The sequence below is a fragment of the Arthrobacter sp. SlRoot2-15 genome, assembly GCF_059739345.1.
Genome location: NZ_AP046058.1, coordinates 1,407,245 through 1,425,009, shown reverse-complemented (window position 1 = coordinate 1,425,009; position 17,765 = coordinate 1,407,245). Strand labels below are relative to the sequence as shown.

At 68.8% G+C, this 17,765-nt stretch carries 18 protein-coding genes; 7 read left to right on the top strand and 11 right to left on the bottom strand.

Going from position 1 to position 17,765, the window contains the following annotated elements; all coding sequences use genetic code 11:
• From AC6I9V_RS06425 to AC6I9V_RS06415, 3 genes are all read left to right on the top strand, one after another.
• The gene (locus AC6I9V_RS06425) at positions 1 to 600 is read left to right on the top strand and encodes a hypothetical protein (RefSeq protein ID WP_497898756.1); all 600 of its coding nucleotides are present in this window, start codon (positions 1 to 3) and stop codon (positions 598 to 600) included.
• 62 nt (positions 601 to 662) lie between these two features.
• Entirely contained in the window at positions 663 to 980 is a 318-nt protein-coding gene (locus tag AC6I9V_RS06420) for a putative quinol monooxygenase (protein WP_497898755.1), read from the top strand.
• A 31-nt stretch (positions 981 to 1,011) separates the two neighbouring features.
• The gene (locus AC6I9V_RS06415; protein ID WP_497898754.1) at positions 1,012 to 1,305 is read left to right on the top strand and encodes a DUF503 domain-containing protein; all 294 of its coding nucleotides are present in this window, start codon (positions 1,012 to 1,014) and stop codon (positions 1,303 to 1,305) included.
• A gap of 82 nt (positions 1,306 to 1,387) precedes the next feature.
• On the opposite strand, the gene purL is transcribed toward AC6I9V_RS06415, so the two are convergent.
• From purL to purS, 3 genes are read right to left on the bottom strand one after another with little or no spacing between them, the layout of a single operon-like run.
• Positions 1,388 to 3,703, bottom strand: coding sequence for a phosphoribosylformylglycinamidine synthase subunit PurL (purL, locus tag AC6I9V_RS06410; RefSeq protein ID WP_497900272.1), 2,316 nt, complete (start codon positions 3,701 to 3,703; stop codon positions 1,388 to 1,390).
• Between the two features lie 14 nt (positions 3,704 to 3,717).
• On the bottom strand, positions 3,718 to 4,476 hold the full coding sequence (purQ, locus tag AC6I9V_RS06405; RefSeq protein ID WP_497898753.1) for a phosphoribosylformylglycinamidine synthase subunit PurQ: 759 nt from the start codon (positions 4,474 to 4,476) through the stop codon (positions 3,718 to 3,720).
• Between the two features lies 1 nt (position 4,477).
• Entirely contained in the window at positions 4,478 to 4,729 is a 252-nt protein-coding gene (gene purS, locus AC6I9V_RS06400; protein ID WP_011690410.1) for a phosphoribosylformylglycinamidine synthase subunit PurS, read from the bottom strand.
• A 228-nt stretch (positions 4,730 to 4,957) separates the two neighbouring features.
• Here purS and AC6I9V_RS06395 point away from each other — a divergent pair, with 228 nt between their 5' ends.
• Together AC6I9V_RS06395 and AC6I9V_RS06390 are read left to right on the top strand one after the other, a co-directional pair.
• On the top strand, positions 4,958 to 5,143 hold the full coding sequence (locus AC6I9V_RS06395; protein ID WP_146335892.1) for a hypothetical protein: 186 nt from the start codon (positions 4,958 to 4,960) through the stop codon (positions 5,141 to 5,143).
• A gap of 354 nt (positions 5,144 to 5,497) precedes the next feature.
• Positions 5,498 to 8,602 (top strand): S8 family peptidase, encoded by a 3,105-nt coding sequence (locus tag AC6I9V_RS06390; protein ID WP_497898752.1) that lies wholly within the window; start codon positions 5,498 to 5,500, stop codon positions 8,600 to 8,602.
• Between the two features lie 66 nt (positions 8,603 to 8,668).
• Here the strand turns inward: AC6I9V_RS06390 and AC6I9V_RS06385 are convergent, their stop codons facing one another.
• From AC6I9V_RS06385 to AC6I9V_RS06370, 4 genes are all read right to left on the bottom strand, one after another.
• Entirely contained in the window at positions 8,669 to 9,049 is a 381-nt protein-coding gene (locus AC6I9V_RS06385; protein WP_349413586.1) for a serine protease inhibitor, read from the bottom strand.
• Positions 9,046 to 10,011 (bottom strand): 3-methyladenine DNA glycosylase, encoded by a 966-nt coding sequence (locus AC6I9V_RS06380; RefSeq protein WP_497900271.1) that lies wholly within the window; start codon positions 10,009 to 10,011, stop codon positions 9,046 to 9,048. Before AC6I9V_RS06380 ends, AC6I9V_RS06385 begins: the two co-directional genes overlap by 4 nt.
• Complete coding sequence (locus tag AC6I9V_RS06375; RefSeq protein WP_349413590.1) at positions 10,004 to 10,558, bottom strand: SSI family serine proteinase inhibitor; 555 nt, start codon at positions 10,556 to 10,558, stop codon at positions 10,004 to 10,006. Before AC6I9V_RS06375 ends, AC6I9V_RS06380 begins: the two co-directional genes overlap by 8 nt.
• A gap of 104 nt (positions 10,559 to 10,662) precedes the next feature.
• Positions 10,663 to 11,163 (bottom strand): MarR family winged helix-turn-helix transcriptional regulator, encoded by a 501-nt coding sequence (locus AC6I9V_RS06370; RefSeq protein WP_349413592.1) that lies wholly within the window; start codon positions 11,161 to 11,163, stop codon positions 10,663 to 10,665.
• A 75-nt stretch (positions 11,164 to 11,238) separates the two neighbouring features.
• Here AC6I9V_RS06370 and AC6I9V_RS06365 point away from each other — a divergent pair, with 75 nt between their 5' ends.
• Entirely contained in the window at positions 11,239 to 11,463 is a 225-nt protein-coding gene (locus AC6I9V_RS06365) for a hypothetical protein (RefSeq protein WP_349413594.1), read from the top strand.
• A gap of 107 nt (positions 11,464 to 11,570) precedes the next feature.
• Positions 11,571 to 11,804 carry a hypothetical protein gene (locus AC6I9V_RS06360; RefSeq protein ID WP_497898751.1) on the top strand — a complete coding sequence of 78 codons (234 nt, stop codon included), beginning with the start codon at positions 11,571 to 11,573 and terminating at the stop codon, positions 11,802 to 11,804.
• Between the two features lie 87 nt (positions 11,805 to 11,891).
• On the opposite strand, the gene AC6I9V_RS06355 is transcribed toward AC6I9V_RS06360, so the two are convergent.
• From AC6I9V_RS06355 to AC6I9V_RS06340, 4 genes are all read right to left on the bottom strand, one after another.
• The gene (locus AC6I9V_RS06355) at positions 11,892 to 13,250 is read right to left on the bottom strand and encodes an aspartate kinase (protein WP_349413596.1); all 1,359 of its coding nucleotides are present in this window, start codon (positions 13,248 to 13,250) and stop codon (positions 11,892 to 11,894) included.
• Positions 13,251 to 13,675: 425 nt separating this feature from the next.
• Complete coding sequence (locus AC6I9V_RS06350) at positions 13,676 to 14,254, bottom strand: GNAT family N-acetyltransferase (protein ID WP_349413598.1); 579 nt, start codon at positions 14,252 to 14,254, stop codon at positions 13,676 to 13,678.
• Between the two features lie 6 nt (positions 14,255 to 14,260).
• The gene (gene recR / locus AC6I9V_RS06345) at positions 14,261 to 14,860 is read right to left on the bottom strand and encodes a recombination mediator RecR (protein ID WP_146335883.1); all 600 of its coding nucleotides are present in this window, start codon (positions 14,858 to 14,860) and stop codon (positions 14,261 to 14,263) included.
• 51 nt (positions 14,861 to 14,911) lie between these two features.
• Entirely contained in the window at positions 14,912 to 17,749 is a 2,838-nt protein-coding gene (locus tag AC6I9V_RS06340; protein ID WP_497898750.1) for a DNA polymerase III subunit gamma and tau, read from the bottom strand.
• Between the last annotated feature and the right edge of the window lie 16 nt (positions 17,750 to 17,765).

Below are 17,765 nucleotides of genomic sequence, written 5' to 3'. Positions count from 1 at the left end.
ATGCTGAACCAACAGACCCTTGACCGATTGTGGAACTTTGACGACCCCGCCCTTTCGGAGTCCCGCTTCCGTGCGGCGGCCACCGACCCCGCCTACGACGACGAACGGGCCGAGTTCACCACCCAGCTGGGCCGGGCCATCGGGCTGCAGGGGCGTTTCGAGGAAGCGGACGCCCTGCTGGACTCGATCGACGGCGACGAGCCCACGGTGGCGGTTCGGGTCCTGCTGGAACGCGGCCGCGTGCTCAATTCCGGCGGCCACGCAGAGATGGCGGTCCCGCTGTTCGAGCAGGCCGCCGAACTCGCCGACCACCTGGGCGAGGAGTTCCTCGCCGTCGATGCCCTGCACATGCTGGCGATCGCCGACGCGGCCCACGCCGAGACCTGGACGCGCAGCGCGCTCGAATACGCGTCCACGGCGCACGACGCCCGGACCAAGCGCTGGATGGTGGCGCTCCACAACAACCTCGGCTGGAGCCTGCACGAAGGCGGACGCTGCACCGAGGCCATGGTGGAGTTCCAGCTTGCCGAGCAGTGGGCGGAACGGGTGGGCACACCGGAGCAGCAGGAACGGGCCCGGGCGGCCATCGACGACTGCTGAGCCCCACGTTGTCCTCATTGCAACAATGGAAGACCGATGCACCAACACCGAAAGGCCCACCCGTGATCTTCATCGTCGTTAAATTCAAGGTCAAGCCCGACTGGTCCGAGCGCTGGCTCGGCCTCGTGGACGACTTCACCCGGGCCACCCGGCAGGAACCCGGCAACCTGTGGTTCGACTGGTCCCGCAGCGTGGAGGATCCCAACGAATTTGTCCTGGTCGAGGCCTTCAAGGACGACGGCGCCTGGGACCACGTCAACAGCGCCCACTTCAAGCAGGCCATGGCGGACATGCCCCAGGCCCTGGCCGAGACACCCCGGATCATCAGCCGCCAGCTCGACGGCGAGGGCTGGGACCGGATGGGCGAACTCACCATCTAGGCCGTCCAGCAATCGATGGGAAAATTCAGGCATGTGGATCGGCTGGATTGAATTCGATGTCCTCCTGGGCGACGTGCACAGCCTGAAGGAGAAACGTTCCGTGGTGCGGCCGGTGCTGGCCGAGCTCAAGCGCCGCTTCGACGTTTCCGTGACTGAGGCCGGGTATCACGACCAGTACCGGCGCACCCTGATCGGCGCAGGCTTGGTCGCGGCGGACCGGGCGCACCTCGTGGAGGTGCTGGCCGCCGTCGAACGGTTCGTGGCTGGACGGCCGGAGCTCGAACTGCTCAGCGCCCGCCAGCGCGAACTCCGCGGCGACGACTAAAAGCAACGCGGGGTCACTTACCGCCCATCCCGAGGGGATTTTTGGGCGGTAAGTGACCCCGCGTTGCTTCCCGGTGGGTGGGTCAGCCGAAGTACTTCGGCAGCGTCGCCTCGTGGCCCTCGCGGAGCGAGTCCAGATCCAGGGTTTCGACGCCGTTGATCTCCAGCTGGCCGCTCTCGGCGTCCACGACGCCGATCCGGACGTGCGCGAAGCCGCGGGCGGTGCACATGTCCTTGAACCGGATCTCCTCCGAGCGGGGCACCGCCACGATGGCGCGGGCCTGGGACTCGGAGAACAGCGCGGTGAACAGGTCCACGCCGTCGCGGTCCATCACGTCCTGGAGTGAAATCCGGGCGCCGGTGCCGTAGCGCAGCGCGGACTCCACGAGGGCCGCCGCGAGGCCGCCCTCGGAGAGATCGTGCGCGGAATCCACCATGCCGTCGCGGGAGGCATTGATCAGGATTTCACCGAGCTCGCGTTCGGCGCCGAGGTCGACCTTCGGCGGCAGGCCGCCCAGGTGGCCGCGCAGGTTGGACCACTCCGAACCGTCCAGTTCCGCCGCCGTCGTGCCCAGGAGGTAGATAGCCTGGCCGTCCTCACGCCAGCCCGAGGGCGTGCGGCGCGCGACGTCGTCCAGCTTGCCCAGCACGGCCACCACGGGGGAGGGGTGGATCGGGACGCTGCCGGTCTGGTTGTAGAGCGAGACGTTGCCGCCGGTGACCGGGATGCCGAGGACCATGCAGGCGTCGGAGAGCCCGCGGATGGCTTCGGCCAGCTGCCACATCACATCCGGATCCTCGGGCGAGCCGAAGTTCAGGCAGTCGCTGACCGCCATCGGCACGGCGCCGGAGGTGGCGACGTTGCGGTACGCCTCGGCCAGCGCCAGCTGAGCGCCGTGGTACGGGTCGAGGTAGGTGTAGCGGCCGTTGGCGTCGGTAGCCAGGGCAACGCCCAGGCCGGTTTCCTCGTCCACGCGGACCACGCCGGCGTCGTCCGGGAACGCCATGGCGGTGTTGCCGCCGACGTAGCGGTCGTACTGCTTGGTGATCCAGGACTTGCTGCACATGTTCGGTGAGGCGACGAGTTCGGTGATGGCGGCGGCCAGTTCCCCTGGGGCGGCCGGGCGCGCGGTGTCCTGCACGGAGCCGGTGAAGGCATCGGCCTGGATGGCGTCCTGCCACTCGGGACGGGCGTACGGGCGGTCGTAGACCGGGCCGTCGTGGGCGACGGTGCGCGGGTCGACGTCGACGATCACCTCGCCCTCCCAGGTGATGATCAGGCGGCCGGTGTCCGTCACCTCGCCGAGCCAGGAGTACTCCACGGCCCACTTGTCCATCACGGCTTCGAACGCGGCGATGTTCTCGGGGGTGACCACGGCCATCATGCGTTCCTGCGACTCGGACATCAGGATTTCGCCCGGGGTCAGGGTGGGGTCGCGGAGCAGGACCGAGGTCAGCTCGACCTCCATGCCGCCGTCGCCGTTGGAGGCGAGCTCGGACGTGGCGCAGGAAATGCCCGCAGCGCCCAGATCCTGGATACCTTCAACGAGGGAGCCCTTGAACAGCTCCAGGCAGCACTCGATCAGGACCTTCTCGGCGAAGGGGTCGCCCACCTGGACGGCGGGACGCTTGGACGGCTTGGTGTCGTCGAAGGACTCGGAGGCCAGCACCGAGGCGCCGCCGATCCCGTCGCCGCCGGTGCGGGCGCCGAAGAGCACCACCTTGTTGCCCTTGCCGGAGGCGTTGGCGAGGCGGATGTCCTCGTGGCGCATAACGCCGACGGCGAGGGCGTTGACCAGCGGGTTGCCCTGGTAGACCGAGTCGAAGACCATCTCGCCGCCGATGTTCGGCAGGCCCAGGGAGTTGCCGTAGCCGCCGATCCCGGCCACCGCGCCGTGCATAACGCGGGCCGTGTCCGGGTGGTCAATGGCGCCGAAGCGCAGCGGGTCCATCACGGCCACCGGGCGGGCGCCCATGGAGATGATGTCGCGGACGATCCCGCCGATGCCGGTCGCGGCGCCCTGGTAGGGCTCCACGAACGACGGCGAGTTGTGCGACTCGATCTTGAACGTCACGGCCCAGCCGTCGCCCAGGTTCGTGACGCCGGCGTTCTCGCCGATGCCGACGAGCATGTCCTTCTTCATCTCCTCGGTCACCTTTTCGCCGAACTGGCGCAGGTGGTTCTTGGAGGACTTGTAGGAGCAGTGCTCGCTCCACATCACGGAGTACATGGCGAGCTCGGCGCCGGTCGGGCGGCGGCCCAGGACCTTGACGACCTCGTCGAATTCGTTCTGCTTCAGGCCCAGCTCGGCCCAGGGAAGCTCGACGTCCGGGGTCTTCGCCGCGTTCTCGACGGTGTCGATGTTGAACTTCTTGGCGGTCTGCGCGGGCGCCGCCATTGCGGGGGTGTCCGTCATTTGTTGTCTCCCACGATCGTGTTCAGGACAGAGGTGAAGAAGCCGAGGCCTTCGGTCCCGGCGCCGGTCTCCGGGCCGAAACCGGCCTCGACGGCGTGTTCCGGGTGCGGCATCAGGCCCACGACATTGCCGGCGGCGTTGGAGATGCCGGCGATGTCGCGGCGTGAGCCGTTCGGGTTCCAGCCGACGTAGCGGAACACCACGCGGCCCTCCGCCTCCAGGGCGTCGAGGGTCTTCTCGTCCGCGATGTACTGGCCGTCCTGGTTTTTCAGCGGCACGGTGATTTCCTGGCCGGCGGTGTAGTCGCCGGTCCAGTCGGTGGTGTTGTTTTCCACCCGCAGGACCTGGTCGCGGCAAAGGAACTTCAGGTGGTCGTTCTTGATCATCGAGCCGGGCAGAAGGTGCGACTCGGTAAGGATCTGGAAGCCGTTGCAGATGCCGAGGACGGGCAGCCTGGCGTCCGAGTTGGCGGCGTCGATGATCTTGGCCATCAGCGGCGCGAACCGGGCGATCGCGCCGGCGCGGAGGTAGTCGCCGTAGGAGAAACCGCCGGGGATGACGACGGCGTCGACGTCGCCGAGGCTGGTGTCCGCATGCCAGAGCGCCACCGGGGTGGCGCCGGCCAGGCGCACGGCGCGGGCGGCGTCGCGGTCATCCAGGGTGCCGGGGAAGGTGACGACGCCGATCCGCGCACCAGCGAGCCTGGGGTTGGCGGCGAGGGCAACAGCCTCGCCGATCAGGGGGAGTTCAGTCATCTCAGGCCTCGACGACCTCGACGTTGACGACGTCCTCGATCACCGGGTTCGAGAGCAGGGTCTCCGCGGCATTGCGGGCCTGGGCCAGGATCTCCTCGGTCACCTCGCCGTCGACGGTCAGTTCGAAGCGCTTGCCCTGGCGGACAGAGCTGAACGCGGTGAAGCCCAGGCGGGGCAGTGCGCCCACGATGGCCTTCCCCTGCGGGTCGAGAATCTCGGGCTTGGGCATGACGTCGACAACGATCCGGGGCATCCGGCAACTCCTGTGCGTGAGCTTGGGTAAGGGCGCAGCGGAGTGGTGCCGTCTCACGCCGATCCGACGTGTGGTGGTGACAACGTGGTACGGGCGCTCCGCGAGCTTGCACGCCCATTCTACCGGGCGCGGTCCGCCTTGCCGCATTCGTGACCGGGCGGCGGCCGCGCGCACCACGGCCGGCGTGCGGCTATGGTCTGCGACGGCGGCGCTCAGTAGGATGTGGGGATGGCTGAGAAACCGAGATCCGTCCTGCTGCCCGTGGTCGCCGCCGCCGTCTTCGCGGGCCTCGGCCGGATGGTCCTGCAGAAGGTCAAAGCCGACCGCGCGGCCAGGGCGAGCAACGTGGCCGGCCCGCTGGACGAGAAGACCAAAGCCTGGATCAGCGAGGTCGTCCGGACGCCCCGCCAGTAGCCAGCCGCTTGTCATAAGCGTGTAACAACCCCCGTAATGCCCGCCGCCGGGCGGGACCCGAGCCGGGACGGCGCTGCCGTCCCGGCGTTGCCATGCCTCCGGCACCACCCGGTTTGACGACCAATATGACCAAACCAGATTTGTAGTTGTGGTCTATGTCATATCTGGCTCTCAGTCTGTACTGTATGAATCGGCTGGTATCCGCCGGTGGGCGAGAGTCAACTCCTGATCCCGCTCCCGTACCAGTACGTCGTCCCCGGCAATGGCGCCGGGACCGTTCCTTCTGAAAGGTTCAAATCACTCGTGAAATCACCAGGAAAGAGCTTCCTTCGAAGCGGGGGACTCCGGAGGGCAGTGGCACTGACCCTGGGCTTGCCGGTTCTCCTCTCCACAGTTGCCATATCGCCCGCCATTGCTGCGCCGGGCCAGGGTTCCACCGTCGCTGGGATCGCGCAGAAGAATCTTGACCCCGCCAGCTACCCGGACGGCCGCTACATCGTCATGCTGGCCGAAAAGCCGGCCGCCACCTATGAAGGCTCCACGGACGGACTGCCCGCCACGAAACCGGCCAAGGGCAAAAAGCTCGACGCCAACAAGGCCGAGGTGAAGAACTACCGGGCCCACCTGGAGAAGAAGCAGACGGAAGTTGCCGCGAAGCAGAACGTCCAGATCCAGCGCCAGTTCTCCGCCGCGGTCAACGGCTTCAGCGCCACGCTGACCACGGACCAGGCCATCAAGCTCGCCAAGGATCCGAGCGTCCTGGCGGTTGCCCCGGATACGGAAAACGCCCCGGACTACTCCAGCACCGATTTCCTCAAGCTAAGCGGCCCCGACGGAACTTGGAACACCAAGTTCGGCGGCCAGGACGCAGCGGGCAAGGGCGTCGTCGTCGGCGTCATTGACACCGGTTACACCCCGGACAGCGCGTTCTTCGCCGGCGAAGAGGTCAAGCCGCTGGTCGGCCAGCCCGTCGTCGGCGTTCCCTACCGCACGGCGGACGGCAAGATCGCCATGCTCAAGGCCGACGGCGAGACCTTCGTCGGCGAGTGCCAGAAGGGCACCGGAACCGGCGCCTCCTTCGACGGCTCCGCCTGCAACTCCAAGGTTCTGAGCGCGCACTACTTCGCCGAGGACTTCCTGCGCTACGTTCCGGCCGGCAACCGCGCCCCCGAAGAGCAGCTTTCCCCGGTCGACGTCGCCAGCCACGGCACGCACACCGCCAGCACCGCCGCCGGCAACAAGGGCGTCGAGACGTTCGTTGACGGCCGCAGCTTCGGCCTGACCAGCGGCATCGCACCCGCTGCCAAGCTCTCCGTCTACAAAGTGTGCTGGGAAGACACCGATCCCAACACCGGCGGCTGCTACAGCTCCTCCTCGGTCGCCGCTGTAGAGCAGGCCATCGAGGACGGCGTTGACGTCCTGAACTACTCGATCTCCGGCTCCGCGACCTCGGTTATCGACCCGGTCTCGGTGGCGTTCCTGAACGCCGCTTCCACCGGCATCTTCGTTGCCGCCTCCGCCGGCAACTCCGGCCCCACGGCCAGCACCGTGAACCACGGCGCACCCTGGGTCACCACCGTCGCCGCCAGCAGCTTCTCCCAGGAGCTCCAGGGGACCGTGGAATTCGCCGACGGCACCAAGTTCCGCGGCGCCAGCATTATGAACAAGGAAGTCAAGGACGCCGGCGTTGTGCTGGCTGCCAGCGCGGCCGCCGCGAACCCGCCGTCGTCCCCGGCCCTGTGCGGCCCCGGCACGCTCGACCCGGCCAAGGTTGCCGGCAAGGTTGTCGTCTGCGACCGCGGCGTCGTTGCCCGCGTCGACAAGAGCGCCGAGGTTGCCCGCGGCGGCGGCGTCGGCATGATCCTGGTGAACCTCAGCAACTCCTCGCTGGACACGGACCAGCACGCGGTCCCGACCGTGCACGTGAACCCGCCGGCCACCCAGGCCATCAAGGACAAGGTCACCGCCACCCCGGGCATCAAGGTTTCCCTGGTCAACAAGGACACCACCGGTCTCCCGCTCGAAGCCCAGCCGCAGATTGCCGGTTTCTCTTCCCGTGGCCCGCTGTTGGCCACCCAGTCGGATCTGCTGAAGCCGGACGTTGCTGCTCCCGGTGTTGCCGTCCTGGCCGGCGTCTCGCCGATCGGTGCTGACGGGGCCAAGTTCGGCTTTATGTCCGGCACCTCGATGGCCGCCCCGCACGTAGCCGGCTTCGGCGCGCTGCTGCTGGGCAAGAACCCGACCTGGTCGCCCGCCATGGTGAAGTCCGCCATGATGACGTCCGCGTCAGAGGTCAAGCTCGCCGACGGGTCCAAGAACACCGACGTCCACGCCACCGGCGCGGGCCAGGTCGATCCGGCCCGCATGGTTGATCCGGGCCTGGTCTACGACGCCGACTTCGAGGACTACCTGAAGTTCATCCAGGGCACCGGCGTCAACCTGGGCCTGGCGTCCAGCACCAAGCCGCGGGACATGAACGTACCGTCCTTCGCGCTGGGTAACCTCACCGGCAAGATCGAGGTCACCCGCACGGTGACCGCCCTGACTCCGGGTGTGTACAAGGTCAAGGCCGATGTACCCGGGATCCAGGTCAACGTTGCTCCGGCGGCCCTGAACTTCAAGGCGGCCGGCGAAACGAAGACGTTCAAGGTCACGTTTGAAAACAAGAGCGCGGCCCTGGGCAAGTTCGCCATGGGCACCCTGCGCTGGGAGGGTGCAGGCAAGACCGTTAGCTCGCCGATCTCAGTCCGCCCGCAGTCCGTTGTCGCCGCCAAGGATGTTTTCCTGAGCACCGACGCCGGCACCGGCTCCGCTGACATCAGCGTCGTCTCCGGAACCGACGGCCCCACCAACATGACCCTGGACGGCCTGTCCAAGGCTGATTCCTCCGCGGTGGAACTCGTCCCGGGTGCGTTCAGGGGATTCACTGGCGTTTCCGATGCCTCGACCTACGTCAAGACCGTCCAGGTTCCGGCCGGCGTGCCGCTGGCGAAGTTCTCGGTCCTCTCCTCGGACCCGAACTCCGACTTCGACATGTGGGTCGTGACGCCCAGGGGTGTGGAGCAGGTTGCGACCTCCTCCTCCAGCGAGTCCCTCTCGATCGCTAACCCGGCCGCTGGCAAGTACACGATCTACGCCAACCTGTACTCCAGCCCGGACGGCAAGGCCCGCAAGGCATCCGTCGACGCCGCGATCCTTGGCGCCAACGTGGGCAATGCGACGATCACGCCGAACCCGCTGGTGCTGCCGAACGGGGAGACGGGCAAGATCACGCTGAACTGGACCGGACTTCAGCCCGGCTCCTACATCGGCCGGATCACGTTCGCCGGTGCCAGCGAGCCGACGTTCGTCAGCCTCGTCGTGAACGCAGCAGGCGCCGCCGTGGTGGCTCCCGCAGCGGGGGCCCCGGCTACCGTGGCGAACCAGGAGCTGGGACAGGCCTGGAACAACGCGGTCTAGCAACATCTGAAAACAGCAATGGCCGGCGGTCGGTACCGCCGGCCATTGCCGTTTAAGCCCAGGGCCTCAGACGGCGCCGGTGGATCCCGAGGTGCCGCCCAGCAGGGGCGCCAGGGCGCGCCAGCGGGCGATTTCGCAGCCGTCCGTGCGGCTGAATTCGCAGTGGACGTCCCGGCCCCGGTAGTTCCCGGTGACCACAGCCACCTGCGGGCCGCCATACTGCTGGGTGCACAGCTTCGGCGGTCCGGGCACCGGGAAAAAGATGCCCTCGCCGTGCAGGCGCAGGGCCTCGAGCGCGGCAGCGGGGTCCGGCAGGGTGCACCCGGGGCCGGGGATCCCGCCGTCGGCGACCAGCCGGAAGCTGTACTCGGGGGCGCCCGGCGCCTCCGTCAGCCGGACGGTGAGGTCCACTTCGTGCGGTGCGTTTTCTTCGCCGGGGGCGGTCATGGGTGTCCTTCCTGGGCCGCGGGGAGCGGGCGCGCCGCGGCGGTCTGCAGCAGCGGCGTGAGTTCGACCAGCAGCCGTCGGCGCAGCTCCTGCGAGGCTGCGGCGAACTCCCGCTGCTGGTCCACGTATTCGGCTTTCCCGTCCGGCGTCTCGATCCGGATCGGCGGATAGCCCCACTCGCTCAGCTCGTAGGGGGAGGCGCGCATGTCCATGGCGCGGATCCGCCAGGACAGTTCGAAGCAGTCCATAACCAGTTCGCTGGGCAGCGCGGGCGCCAGCTTGTAGGCCCACTTGTAGAGGTCCATGTTCGCGTGCAGGCAGCCGGGCTGTTCCATGCTCCGCTGGTTCTCGCGGCTCGGCTCAAGCGTGTTGAGCGGCACCGCGTCCGGAGTGTAGAACCGGTAGGCGTCGAAATGCGAGCACCGGATCCGGTTGTCCTCCACCACCTTGTCCGTCCCCTCGGAACCGAGCCGCAGCTTCAGGTACTCGTGCCGCAGCTCGAACTTGTCCTGCCGGTAGACCATGGCCCACTCGTGCAGGCCGAAGCAGCCGAACTGCGCCGGCCGGGCAGCCGTTCCCGCCAGGATAATGCCGGCAAACTGGACGGCGTCGCGGCGTTCGCTGAGGAACCGTTCGACGTCGACCGTCGCCGCGTCCGTGCCCGGCGGCAGGCCGGCGGCGGCGAGTTCGCCGTCGTCGGGCGTGCGGTAGTACTTCCAGCCGGCGCGCGCCGCTGCCGCGGCGCCGGAGAGCACAACGCCGGCGCCGGGATGCCAGCGCAGCAACTGGCCGGGCTTCTGGGTGTAGTAGGTGAAGAGGAAGTCCTCCACCGGGTGCTTCTGCCCGGCCGATCTCCGGGCCAGGTACGGGTCGGCGTAGGCGCGGACGCGCCGGGCATGTGCGGCTTCACGCCGGAGCCACTCGTCCTGCGGGAGGTTTTGCAGTTCCACCGGCTTAGACAGCCCCGCCGGTGGATCCCAGAATGTCCTTTGCGGCCTTCCACCGGGCGATCTCACAGCCGTCGCGCAGGCTGAACTTGGCTTCGACAGCCTTGCCGTCCACCGCGCCCGTGACCGTCGCTTCCTCCGGGCCGCCATACTGCTGGGTGCAGGCCTGGTCCGTTGGACGCGGAGCGGGGCTGAGGAGGGCCGCATTCGCCTTCAGGGCGGCGCAGCCGGCGGCGGCGGTGGGGTGCTGGCTTTCCGTTGCGGGAACCCCGTTCTGACAGACCAGGGTGTAATTAGTGGCCTTCCCGCCTTCGGCGGACGTGACCATAATGGCCAGTTCGGCGTTGCCCTGCCCCGGCCCGGCGCTGGGGGCCGCGGCCGACGGCGACGGCGCCGGTGCGGTGGTATCGGTGTCGGCGGACGGGGTGCCCGGGCTGCTGGCGGAGGCGGAGGCGGTGCCCGTGGGCGACGCGCTCGGTGTGGGTCCGGCACCCGGCGAGCAAGCTGCCAGCCCGGCAATCGAGAGCAGGGCGAGCAGGGTGGGAATCAGGGTTTTGCGCATGGTCGGCTCTCCTCGCTTTCACTCATTCTAGCGCCGGGCCAACCGTGCGCTGCAGGCGGGACGGGCGCCTCAGGGCGGGAGCGTGGACCGGGCAAAGGGCGGACCTAGCCGCCGTCGCCGGGGTCCGCGGTCCGGGTGGCTGCGATGAGCCGCATCATGGCGGCATGCAGTTCGCCGACCTGTTCGCGGTCCAGGCCAAGCCGCGCCATCATGGTGCCGGGGACCGCCGTCGCCTGTTCCCGCAGCGCCGCCCCGCGGGCGGTCAGCCGCACGGCGAGACTGCGTTCGTTGCCTTCGGCCCGTTGCCGCGTGATGTAGCCCGCCGCTTCCAGCCGCCGCAGTAGCGGCGAGATCGTGGCGGGCTCCTGGGCGAGGGCATCGCTGATCTCCCGGACCGTGCGGGGGCTCGATTCCCACAGGCAGAGCATGACCAGATACTGCGGGTGGGTGAGGCCCAGCTTGTCCAGCACCGGCTTGTAGGCGCCCACGACGCTGCGGGACGCGACGGTCAGGGCGAAGCAGAGTTGGTGTTCCAGCAGGAGGTCCTCGTCCGAGGGGGCTCCGGCCTCCGGCGGTGCGGCCGCGGTGGGATCGGCGACAGTCATCTGGCCTTCTTCAAATAGTTAGTGCGCTAATGATTAGCGTACACTGGTACTACATCCGTTTCGAAGGAGTGGGTCATGGCCAAGGAAAGCACCGCCCAGCGGTTTATGCGAGCAACCGGAAAGCTCAGGGCGGTCTTCGGCCCCGCCAGCCGGACCTCGATCGGCCATGAGATGACCGAGCAAAACCGCCTGCTGCTGGCCCAGCGGCAGGCCGAGACCCAGCAGTGGGAAACCCTGCACCGGCCGGACGGCAGCACCTACGTGGTGCCCCGCCACCCCGGAGACAAGTCGCTGCGCTAGGCTGCCCCGCCCTGCCCTTTTGACCGCCGTCGGGCGTAAAATGGGGTCACTGGCGCCGCCCGCGCCACCCTTCGCTAGGCCTGTCAGCAGGAAAGGGGGTGGGAAACATGGCACGTGCATTGAGAGCGGCTGCGTTGCGCCGGCACCTGCACCCGTCGAACTGGGCGCGGTTCCTTTTTGGCCCTGCTTCGCGCGGGGATTATTCCGCGCCGGTCGTGCACCGGCACGATGACTTCGAGCACGCCTCGGAGAGTGATCTCGCCGGCTTCGAAGTCGAGACCGATTCGCAGGGACACCACTACGCGGTCCGCCGGGAGGATTTGCCTAGGGAGCAGGTCTGACCGGGCTTCGAGGGGCAGGCAGAGGGCGCGGCACGGTTGCCGCGCCCTTGTGCGCGCTGGCACCCGGTTGCGGGCCCCGGAGCTGTCCTAGCGGCCGGTGCCGCCGTACACCGTTGCCTCGTCGTCGCTGTCCAGGTCGAACGCCCTGTGGATGGCGCGGACGGCGTCGTCGAGCAGGTCGGCGTGGGTCACCACCGAGATGCGGATTTCCGAGGTGGAGATCATGTTGATGTTGATGCCGGCCTCGGAAAGCGCGGCGAAAAACCGTGCCGAGACGCCCGGGTGGGAGCGCATGCCGGCGCCGATCAGGGAGAGCTTGCCGATCTTCTCGTTGTATTCGATGTTCTCGAAGCCGATCTCGTCCTGGGCGGCGCGGAGGGCTGCGAGGGCGTCGGCGCCTTCGACGATGGGCAGGGTGAAGGAGATGTCCGTCCGACCGGTGCCGTGGGTGGAGACGTTCTGGACGATCATGTCGATGTTGGAGTGCGCATCGGCGATGACCTGGAAGATCGCCGCGGCTTTGCCGGGGATGTCCGGGACGCCCACCACCGTGACCTTGGCTTCGGAACGGTCATGTGCAACGCCGGAGATGATTGGCTGCTCCAAGGCAACTCCCTCTTGAATCGTGATCTTGTCATCGGCGCTGGGCAGGACCCAGGTGCCTTCGTTCTGGCTGAAAGAGGACCGGACGTGCAGCGGCACCCCGAAGCGGCGCGCGTATTCCACGCAACGCAGGTGCAGGATCTTGGCGCCGGAGGCCGCGAGCTCGAGCATTTCCTCGCTGGAGATACGGTCGATCTTCCGGGCGGAAGGGACAACGCGGGGGTCGGCGGTGTAGATCCCGTCGACATCGGTGAAGATCTCGCAGACATCGGCGCTGAGGGCAGCGGCCAGGGCCACCGCCGTCGTGTCCGAACCGCCCCGGCCCAGGGTGGTGATCTCGTTAGTGGTCCGGCTCATGCCCTGGAAGCCGGCCACAATCGCGATGTGTCCCTTGTCCAGGGCCGTGCGGATCCGGTGCGGGTCGACGTCGATGATCCGCGCCTTGCCATGGATGCCGTCGGTGATCATGCCGGCCTGGGAACCGGTGAACGACTGGGCGGAGGCGCCGTACTTGTTGATCGCCATTGCCAGCAGGGCCATGGAGATACGCTCACCGGCGGAGAGGAGCATGTCCATTTCCCGGGCCGGGGCCGAGTCGGTCACCTGGCCGGCCAGGTCAAGGAGTTCGTCGGTGGTGTCGCCCATGGCCGAGACCACGACGACGACTTCGTCGCCGGCGTTGTGGGCGTCCACAACGCGCCGGGCGACCCGCTTGATGCCCTCGGCGTCGGCCACGGAGGAACCGCCGAACTTCTTCACAACGAGGTGCTTGGTGACAGCGGGAACCGCGGGCAGCACCTGAGGCTGCGGTCCGGGGTGGACTTCGGTCGTGGGCAAACTCATGCGCGCACCCTCACTGGATCATCGGGGTTCTGGGCGAAGCTACTACTCGGCGCGGCCAAACGGCACGACGGCGGCTTCTTAGCCAAGTTTATCGCCGGTAGTGGCCCGGCGTTGAATTGTGACCGGACGGTGGTGCTGGCTGGGGGCGGCGGGGTGGGCTGGCTGGCTGGCTTGCTCCGGACTCCGGGCTCCGGGGCGGGGCTGGCTGAGTGTGCGGGCTTGGGCAGACGGACTACGTACGGACATGCCCAGTCCTCGCAACGGGGAATGGACATAGTGCCAATATGTCCATTCTTGGGCGGACCGGTTGGGCATGCCCTGCGGGGACGTTGCACATGTCCAATCCTGGGCGGACCGGACGGGCATGACCGGCGGGCATGCGGCGCAGGCGCCATTCGGGTCGCGGGCCGGACGTGCCAGCCCGGTTATTCGGGCCGGTCGAGCCGGTAGCGCCAGGACGGGAGGCTCTTTCCGGCCCTGTCCTCGGCCGCGGTGAAGTAGTGGTCCTGCCGGAACCCCAGGCTTTCGAGCAGCCTGCGCGAGGGCAGGTTCGGTTCGTAAACGCCCGCGAAGACGGTCCGGCTTCCGCGGGCGCTGAACAACCACTCCACCAGGGCCGCGGCGGCTTCCCGGCCGAGGCCCCGGCCGTGGTGGTCCGGGTGCAGGATGTAGCCGAGGCTCGCCGCGTGCGCCGGGACCCGGCCGGGCGCAGGGGGTGCGTCGGAGTTCCACGTCCGGGCGTCGCCGATCACCTCGCCGGTGGACTGGAGCTGGATGACCCAGCCGAAGTTGAACCACTCCGGGGTGGACGCGGCCGATGCCGCCAGCACCTTCCGCACCCGGGCCGTGTTCTCCTCCGCGCTGAGTGCCGTGTGGGAGAGGTACCGCACGGCTTCCGGGTCGCCGCGGAACGGCAGGACGGCTGCATCGTCGTCGGCGGTCAACGGCCGCACGATCAGGCGTTCGGTGCGCAGGGGCGCGGGGACGCCGCGGAGTACCGTCACTAAGCGTCAGCTCAGGGCGTTGCGGCGACCCTCGAAGGCGCGGCCCAGGGTCACTTCGTCGGCGTACTCGAGGTCTCCGCCGACGGGAAGCCCGGATGCGAGCCGGGTGACGGCGATGCCAATGGACTTGAGCATCCGAGCGAGGTAGGTGGCGGTCGCCTCGCCCTCAAGGTTGGGGTCGGTGGCGATGATGATTTCCTGGATGGCGCCGTCGTTAAGCCGCGTGAGCAGCTCCCGGATCCGCAGCTGTTCCGGGCCGATCCCGGCAATCGGATTAATGGCGCCGCCGAGCACGTGGTACCGGCCGCGGAACGACCGCGTGCGCTCCACCGCCAGGACGTCCTTGGACTCCTCCACAACGCAGATCACCGAGGGGTCGCGGCGCGGGTCCCGGCAGATGTTGCACAGTTCCTGCTCGGTGACGTTGCCGCAGACGGTGCAGAACTTCACCCGCTCCTTGACCGTGGTGATGGCCTCAACCAAGCGCTTCATATCCTGCGGGTCGGCTTCGAGGATGTGGAAGGCCAGCCGCTGGGCCGACTTGGGCCCGACGCCGGGGAGGCGGCCGAGCTCATCGATCAGCTCCTGAACTGCACCTTCGTACACAATGTCCTCGTTCGTTTGGGGGAGTAGCGGGCCGTGGAGGCCGCCAAAAGGCTAGAAGCGCGGCGCCAGCGGGCTTCCGTCCAGCGAACGTTCCTCAAGCAGCTTCCCGCCCAGAATACGCTCGACGGCGGCGCGGCCGAAGACGCCCGATTCCTCGATCGTCTCGTCGTCAGCGCTGGGCACGTCCTGTTCGTAGCTCGTGGCCGCGACGGCGGCGCGGGCGGGTGCCTTGGCCCGCCCGGCCTCCGCCTCGGGGCTGTTGGACAGTCGCTGGTAGAGACTCTGCCGCGCGGACGCAGCCGGCGCGCCGACCGGAGCCGTGGCCACCACCGGGGAGGCTGCCGCCGTGATGACGGCGGACACGGCGGCAGCCGGGACGGGCTGCGGCGCGGGCGTACGCTGCGCGGCACCGGCATGACCTGATCCGCCCGGGACGGCGCCGACAGGCTCCGGAATCTGCGCAGCCGCAGGTTCGTAATGCGGCGACTCCGGCTCCGCACTGCGCTGCGCGGGCTGCGGAGCGGCCTGCTGGGTGGCCTCCTGTGTGGCCTCCGGGACGGAGTGCCGCCCCACGTTCAGTTCTGTGCCGACGCTCCAGACCCCGGGGGACTGCTCGACGGCGCGTGCCCACGGGTCAGCGGAGGTATCCGGGGCGGGCGCGATGTCGGCCGGTGCGGGCGCTGTGCCTGCCGCGCTGCCGCCGGAGCGGGCACGTGGCGCGGTACGCCCGGGCGCGGAAGGTGCGGACGCCGCGGGGCGGACAGTGGACGAAGGCCGGACTGACGCCGCGGACTGGGGGTCCCAGTCCATCGGCGGCTCCTCGTCCAGGGGAGGCGCGTCTTCGTCCCGCGGCGACCCCCAGTCGTCATCAGGGTAGGAGTACGAACCGCCTGCATCGGGATCCGCGCCTCCGGACGCCGCGGCGGGCGCAGGACTCGCGTCTTTTACGGCCGACGGCGGGGCTGCCACCGCGCCGGGCTGGGGTGCGGGCTGCAGGGCCGGCTCCGGTACCGGGGCGGCCGTCGTCGCGGCCGAAGCGGGCGTAGGGCTCGCGTCTCTTCCGGCCGCCAGTGGGGCCGCCGGCGCGCCGGGCATGGCCGGGGCCAGGCCCCATGCAACATCCGCCTCCGTGGCCGGGGCGTCCTCCCGGCTAGTGGGCGCTTTTGGGTTTGGCTCAGAGCTCGCTGCGCTGTTGGCTCCGCCGGCCACGGCCGTGATCTGGCAGTCGATGCCGATCGTTTTGTGGATCGCCTGGCGCAGGTTCTCGGCGTGGTCCGCGCGGCCAAAGGCGCCCGCGAGCCCGGAAGTGGTGAAGGACAGTGTCAGTTCCTGGCCCTCGAAGTGTCCGACCTGCGCGTTGGGTTCGACGAGTGCCCACGTGCTGCGCTTGATCTTTGTCAGGGTCTGCAGGATCTCGGGCCAGGCGCGGCGGAGGACCTCGACGTCGGGGCCGGAGCCGGCAGGTGCGGCGGCTGCCGGGGCGGGTGCCGTTGCGGGCGCGGCGGCGGGGGCGTCTGCTCGGCCGTCGGCCGCCGGACGCGCGGTCTGCACCGAGGGTGGCGGGGTGGTCGTGGCCGCGTCCGCCGGCGCGGAAGCGCGCGGCGCCTGCTCGGGGCGGCTTACCTCGCCGGGTGGGGCCGCGGGTGCCGAAACCGGGGCGGGAGCCGCGGCCGGCGCGGAAGGGGCTGGTCCCGCGGCGGGTGCGCCGACGTCGTTCCCGGCGTAGTTCAGGCGCCGCTCCACCCGGTCGATGCGGGCGGCGATGCCGCGTTCGGTCTGCTCCGAGCTGGGCAGCAGGATGCGGGCGCAGAGCAGCTCAAGGTGCAGGCGCGGGGACGTCGCACCGGTCATCTCGGTCAGGGCGGTGTTGGTTACGTCGGCCGCGCGGGAGAGTTCGGACGCGCCGAGGTTGTGGGCCTGGTTCTGCATCCGCGCGATCTGGTCCGCGGGCATGCCGCGGAGGATCGACTGGGCGCTCTCCGGCATGGCCTGCACGATGATCAGGTCCCGGAAGCGCTCCAGCAGGTCCTCGACGAAGCGGCGGGGATCGTGGCCGGTCTGGATGACGCGGTCCACGGCGCGGAACACCGTGGCGGCGTCGGAGGCGGCCACGGCCTCGACGACGTCGTCGAGCAGGGAGGCGTGGGTGTAACCCAGCAGGGCCACGGCCAGTTCGTAGTCCAGTCCGTTCGCGCCCGCGCCGGCCATGAGTTGGTCCAGCACGGAGAGCGAGTCGCGCACAGAGCCGCCGCCGGCGCGGATGACGAGCGAGAGCACGCCGGGAGCCACGGGGACGTTCTCCTGCTTGCAGAGCAGTTCAAGGTACGCCATGAGGGGTTCCGGCGGGACCAGCCGGAACGGGTAGTGGTGGGTGCGCGACCGGATGGTGCCGATCACCTTGTCCGGCTCCGTGGTGGCGAAGATGAACTTGATGTGTTCCGGCGGCTCTTCGACGATTTTGAGCAGCGCGTTGAAGCCAGCCGAAGTGACCATGTGGGCTTCGTCAATGATGAAGATCTTGTAGCGGTCGCGGACCGGGGCGTAGGTGGCGCGTTCGCGCAGGTCGCGGGCGTCGTCCACACCGCCGTGGCTGGCGGCGTCGATCTCGATCACGTCGAGCGAGCCCGCACCGCCGCGGGCGAGTTCAACGCAGCTGGGGCACACGCCGCAGGGGGTGTCCGTGGGGCCCTCGGCGCAGTTCAGGCAACGCGCCAGGATGCGGGCGGAGGTGGTTTTGCCGCAGCCGCGGGGGCCGGAGAAGAGGTAGGCGTGGTTGACGCGGTTCTTCCGCAGGGCCGTCATCAGCGGGTCGGTGACGTGTTCCTGCCCGATAACGTCCGCGAACGAATCGGGGCGGTATCTGCGGTAAAGAGCGGTAGTAACAGTCACAGCTAAACCCTACCAA

Coding starts and splice junctions, on each gene's coding strand:
- purL (WP_497900272.1), bottom strand. CDS start 3,703: ATGGCGGCGCCCGCGCAGACCGCCAAGAAGTTCAACATCGACACCGTC.
- purS (WP_011690410.1), bottom strand. CDS start 4,729: ATGCCCCGGATCGTTGTCGACGTCATGCCCAAGCCCGAGATTCTCGAC.
- AC6I9V_RS06395 (WP_146335892.1), top strand. CDS start 4,958: ATGGCTGAGAAACCGAGATCCGTCCTGCTGCCCGTGGTCGCCGCCGCC.
- AC6I9V_RS06355 (WP_349413596.1), bottom strand. CDS start 13,250: ATGAGTTTGCCCACGACCGAAGTCCACCCCGGACCGCAGCCTCAGGTG.
- AC6I9V_RS06360 (WP_497898751.1), top strand. CDS start 11,571: ATGGCACGTGCATTGAGAGCGGCTGCGTTGCGCCGGCACCTGCACCCG.
- AC6I9V_RS06425 (WP_497898756.1), top strand. CDS start 1: ATGCTGAACCAACAGACCCTTGACCGATTGTGGAACTTTGACGACCCC.
- AC6I9V_RS06385 (WP_349413586.1), bottom strand. CDS start 9,049: ATGACCGCCCCCGGCGAAGAAAACGCACCGCACGAAGTGGACCTCACC.
- AC6I9V_RS06370 (WP_349413592.1), bottom strand. CDS start 11,163: ATGACTGTCGCCGATCCCACCGCGGCCGCACCGCCGGAGGCCGGAGCC.
- AC6I9V_RS06375 (WP_349413590.1), bottom strand. CDS start 10,558: ATGCGCAAAACCCTGATTCCCACCCTGCTCGCCCTGCTCTCGATTGCC.
- AC6I9V_RS06415 (WP_497898754.1), top strand. CDS start 1,012: ATGTGGATCGGCTGGATTGAATTCGATGTCCTCCTGGGCGACGTGCAC.
- purQ (WP_497898753.1), bottom strand. CDS start 4,476: ATGACTGAACTCCCCCTGATCGGCGAGGCTGTTGCCCTCGCCGCCAAC.
- AC6I9V_RS06365 (WP_349413594.1), top strand. CDS start 11,239: ATGGCCAAGGAAAGCACCGCCCAGCGGTTTATGCGAGCAACCGGAAAG.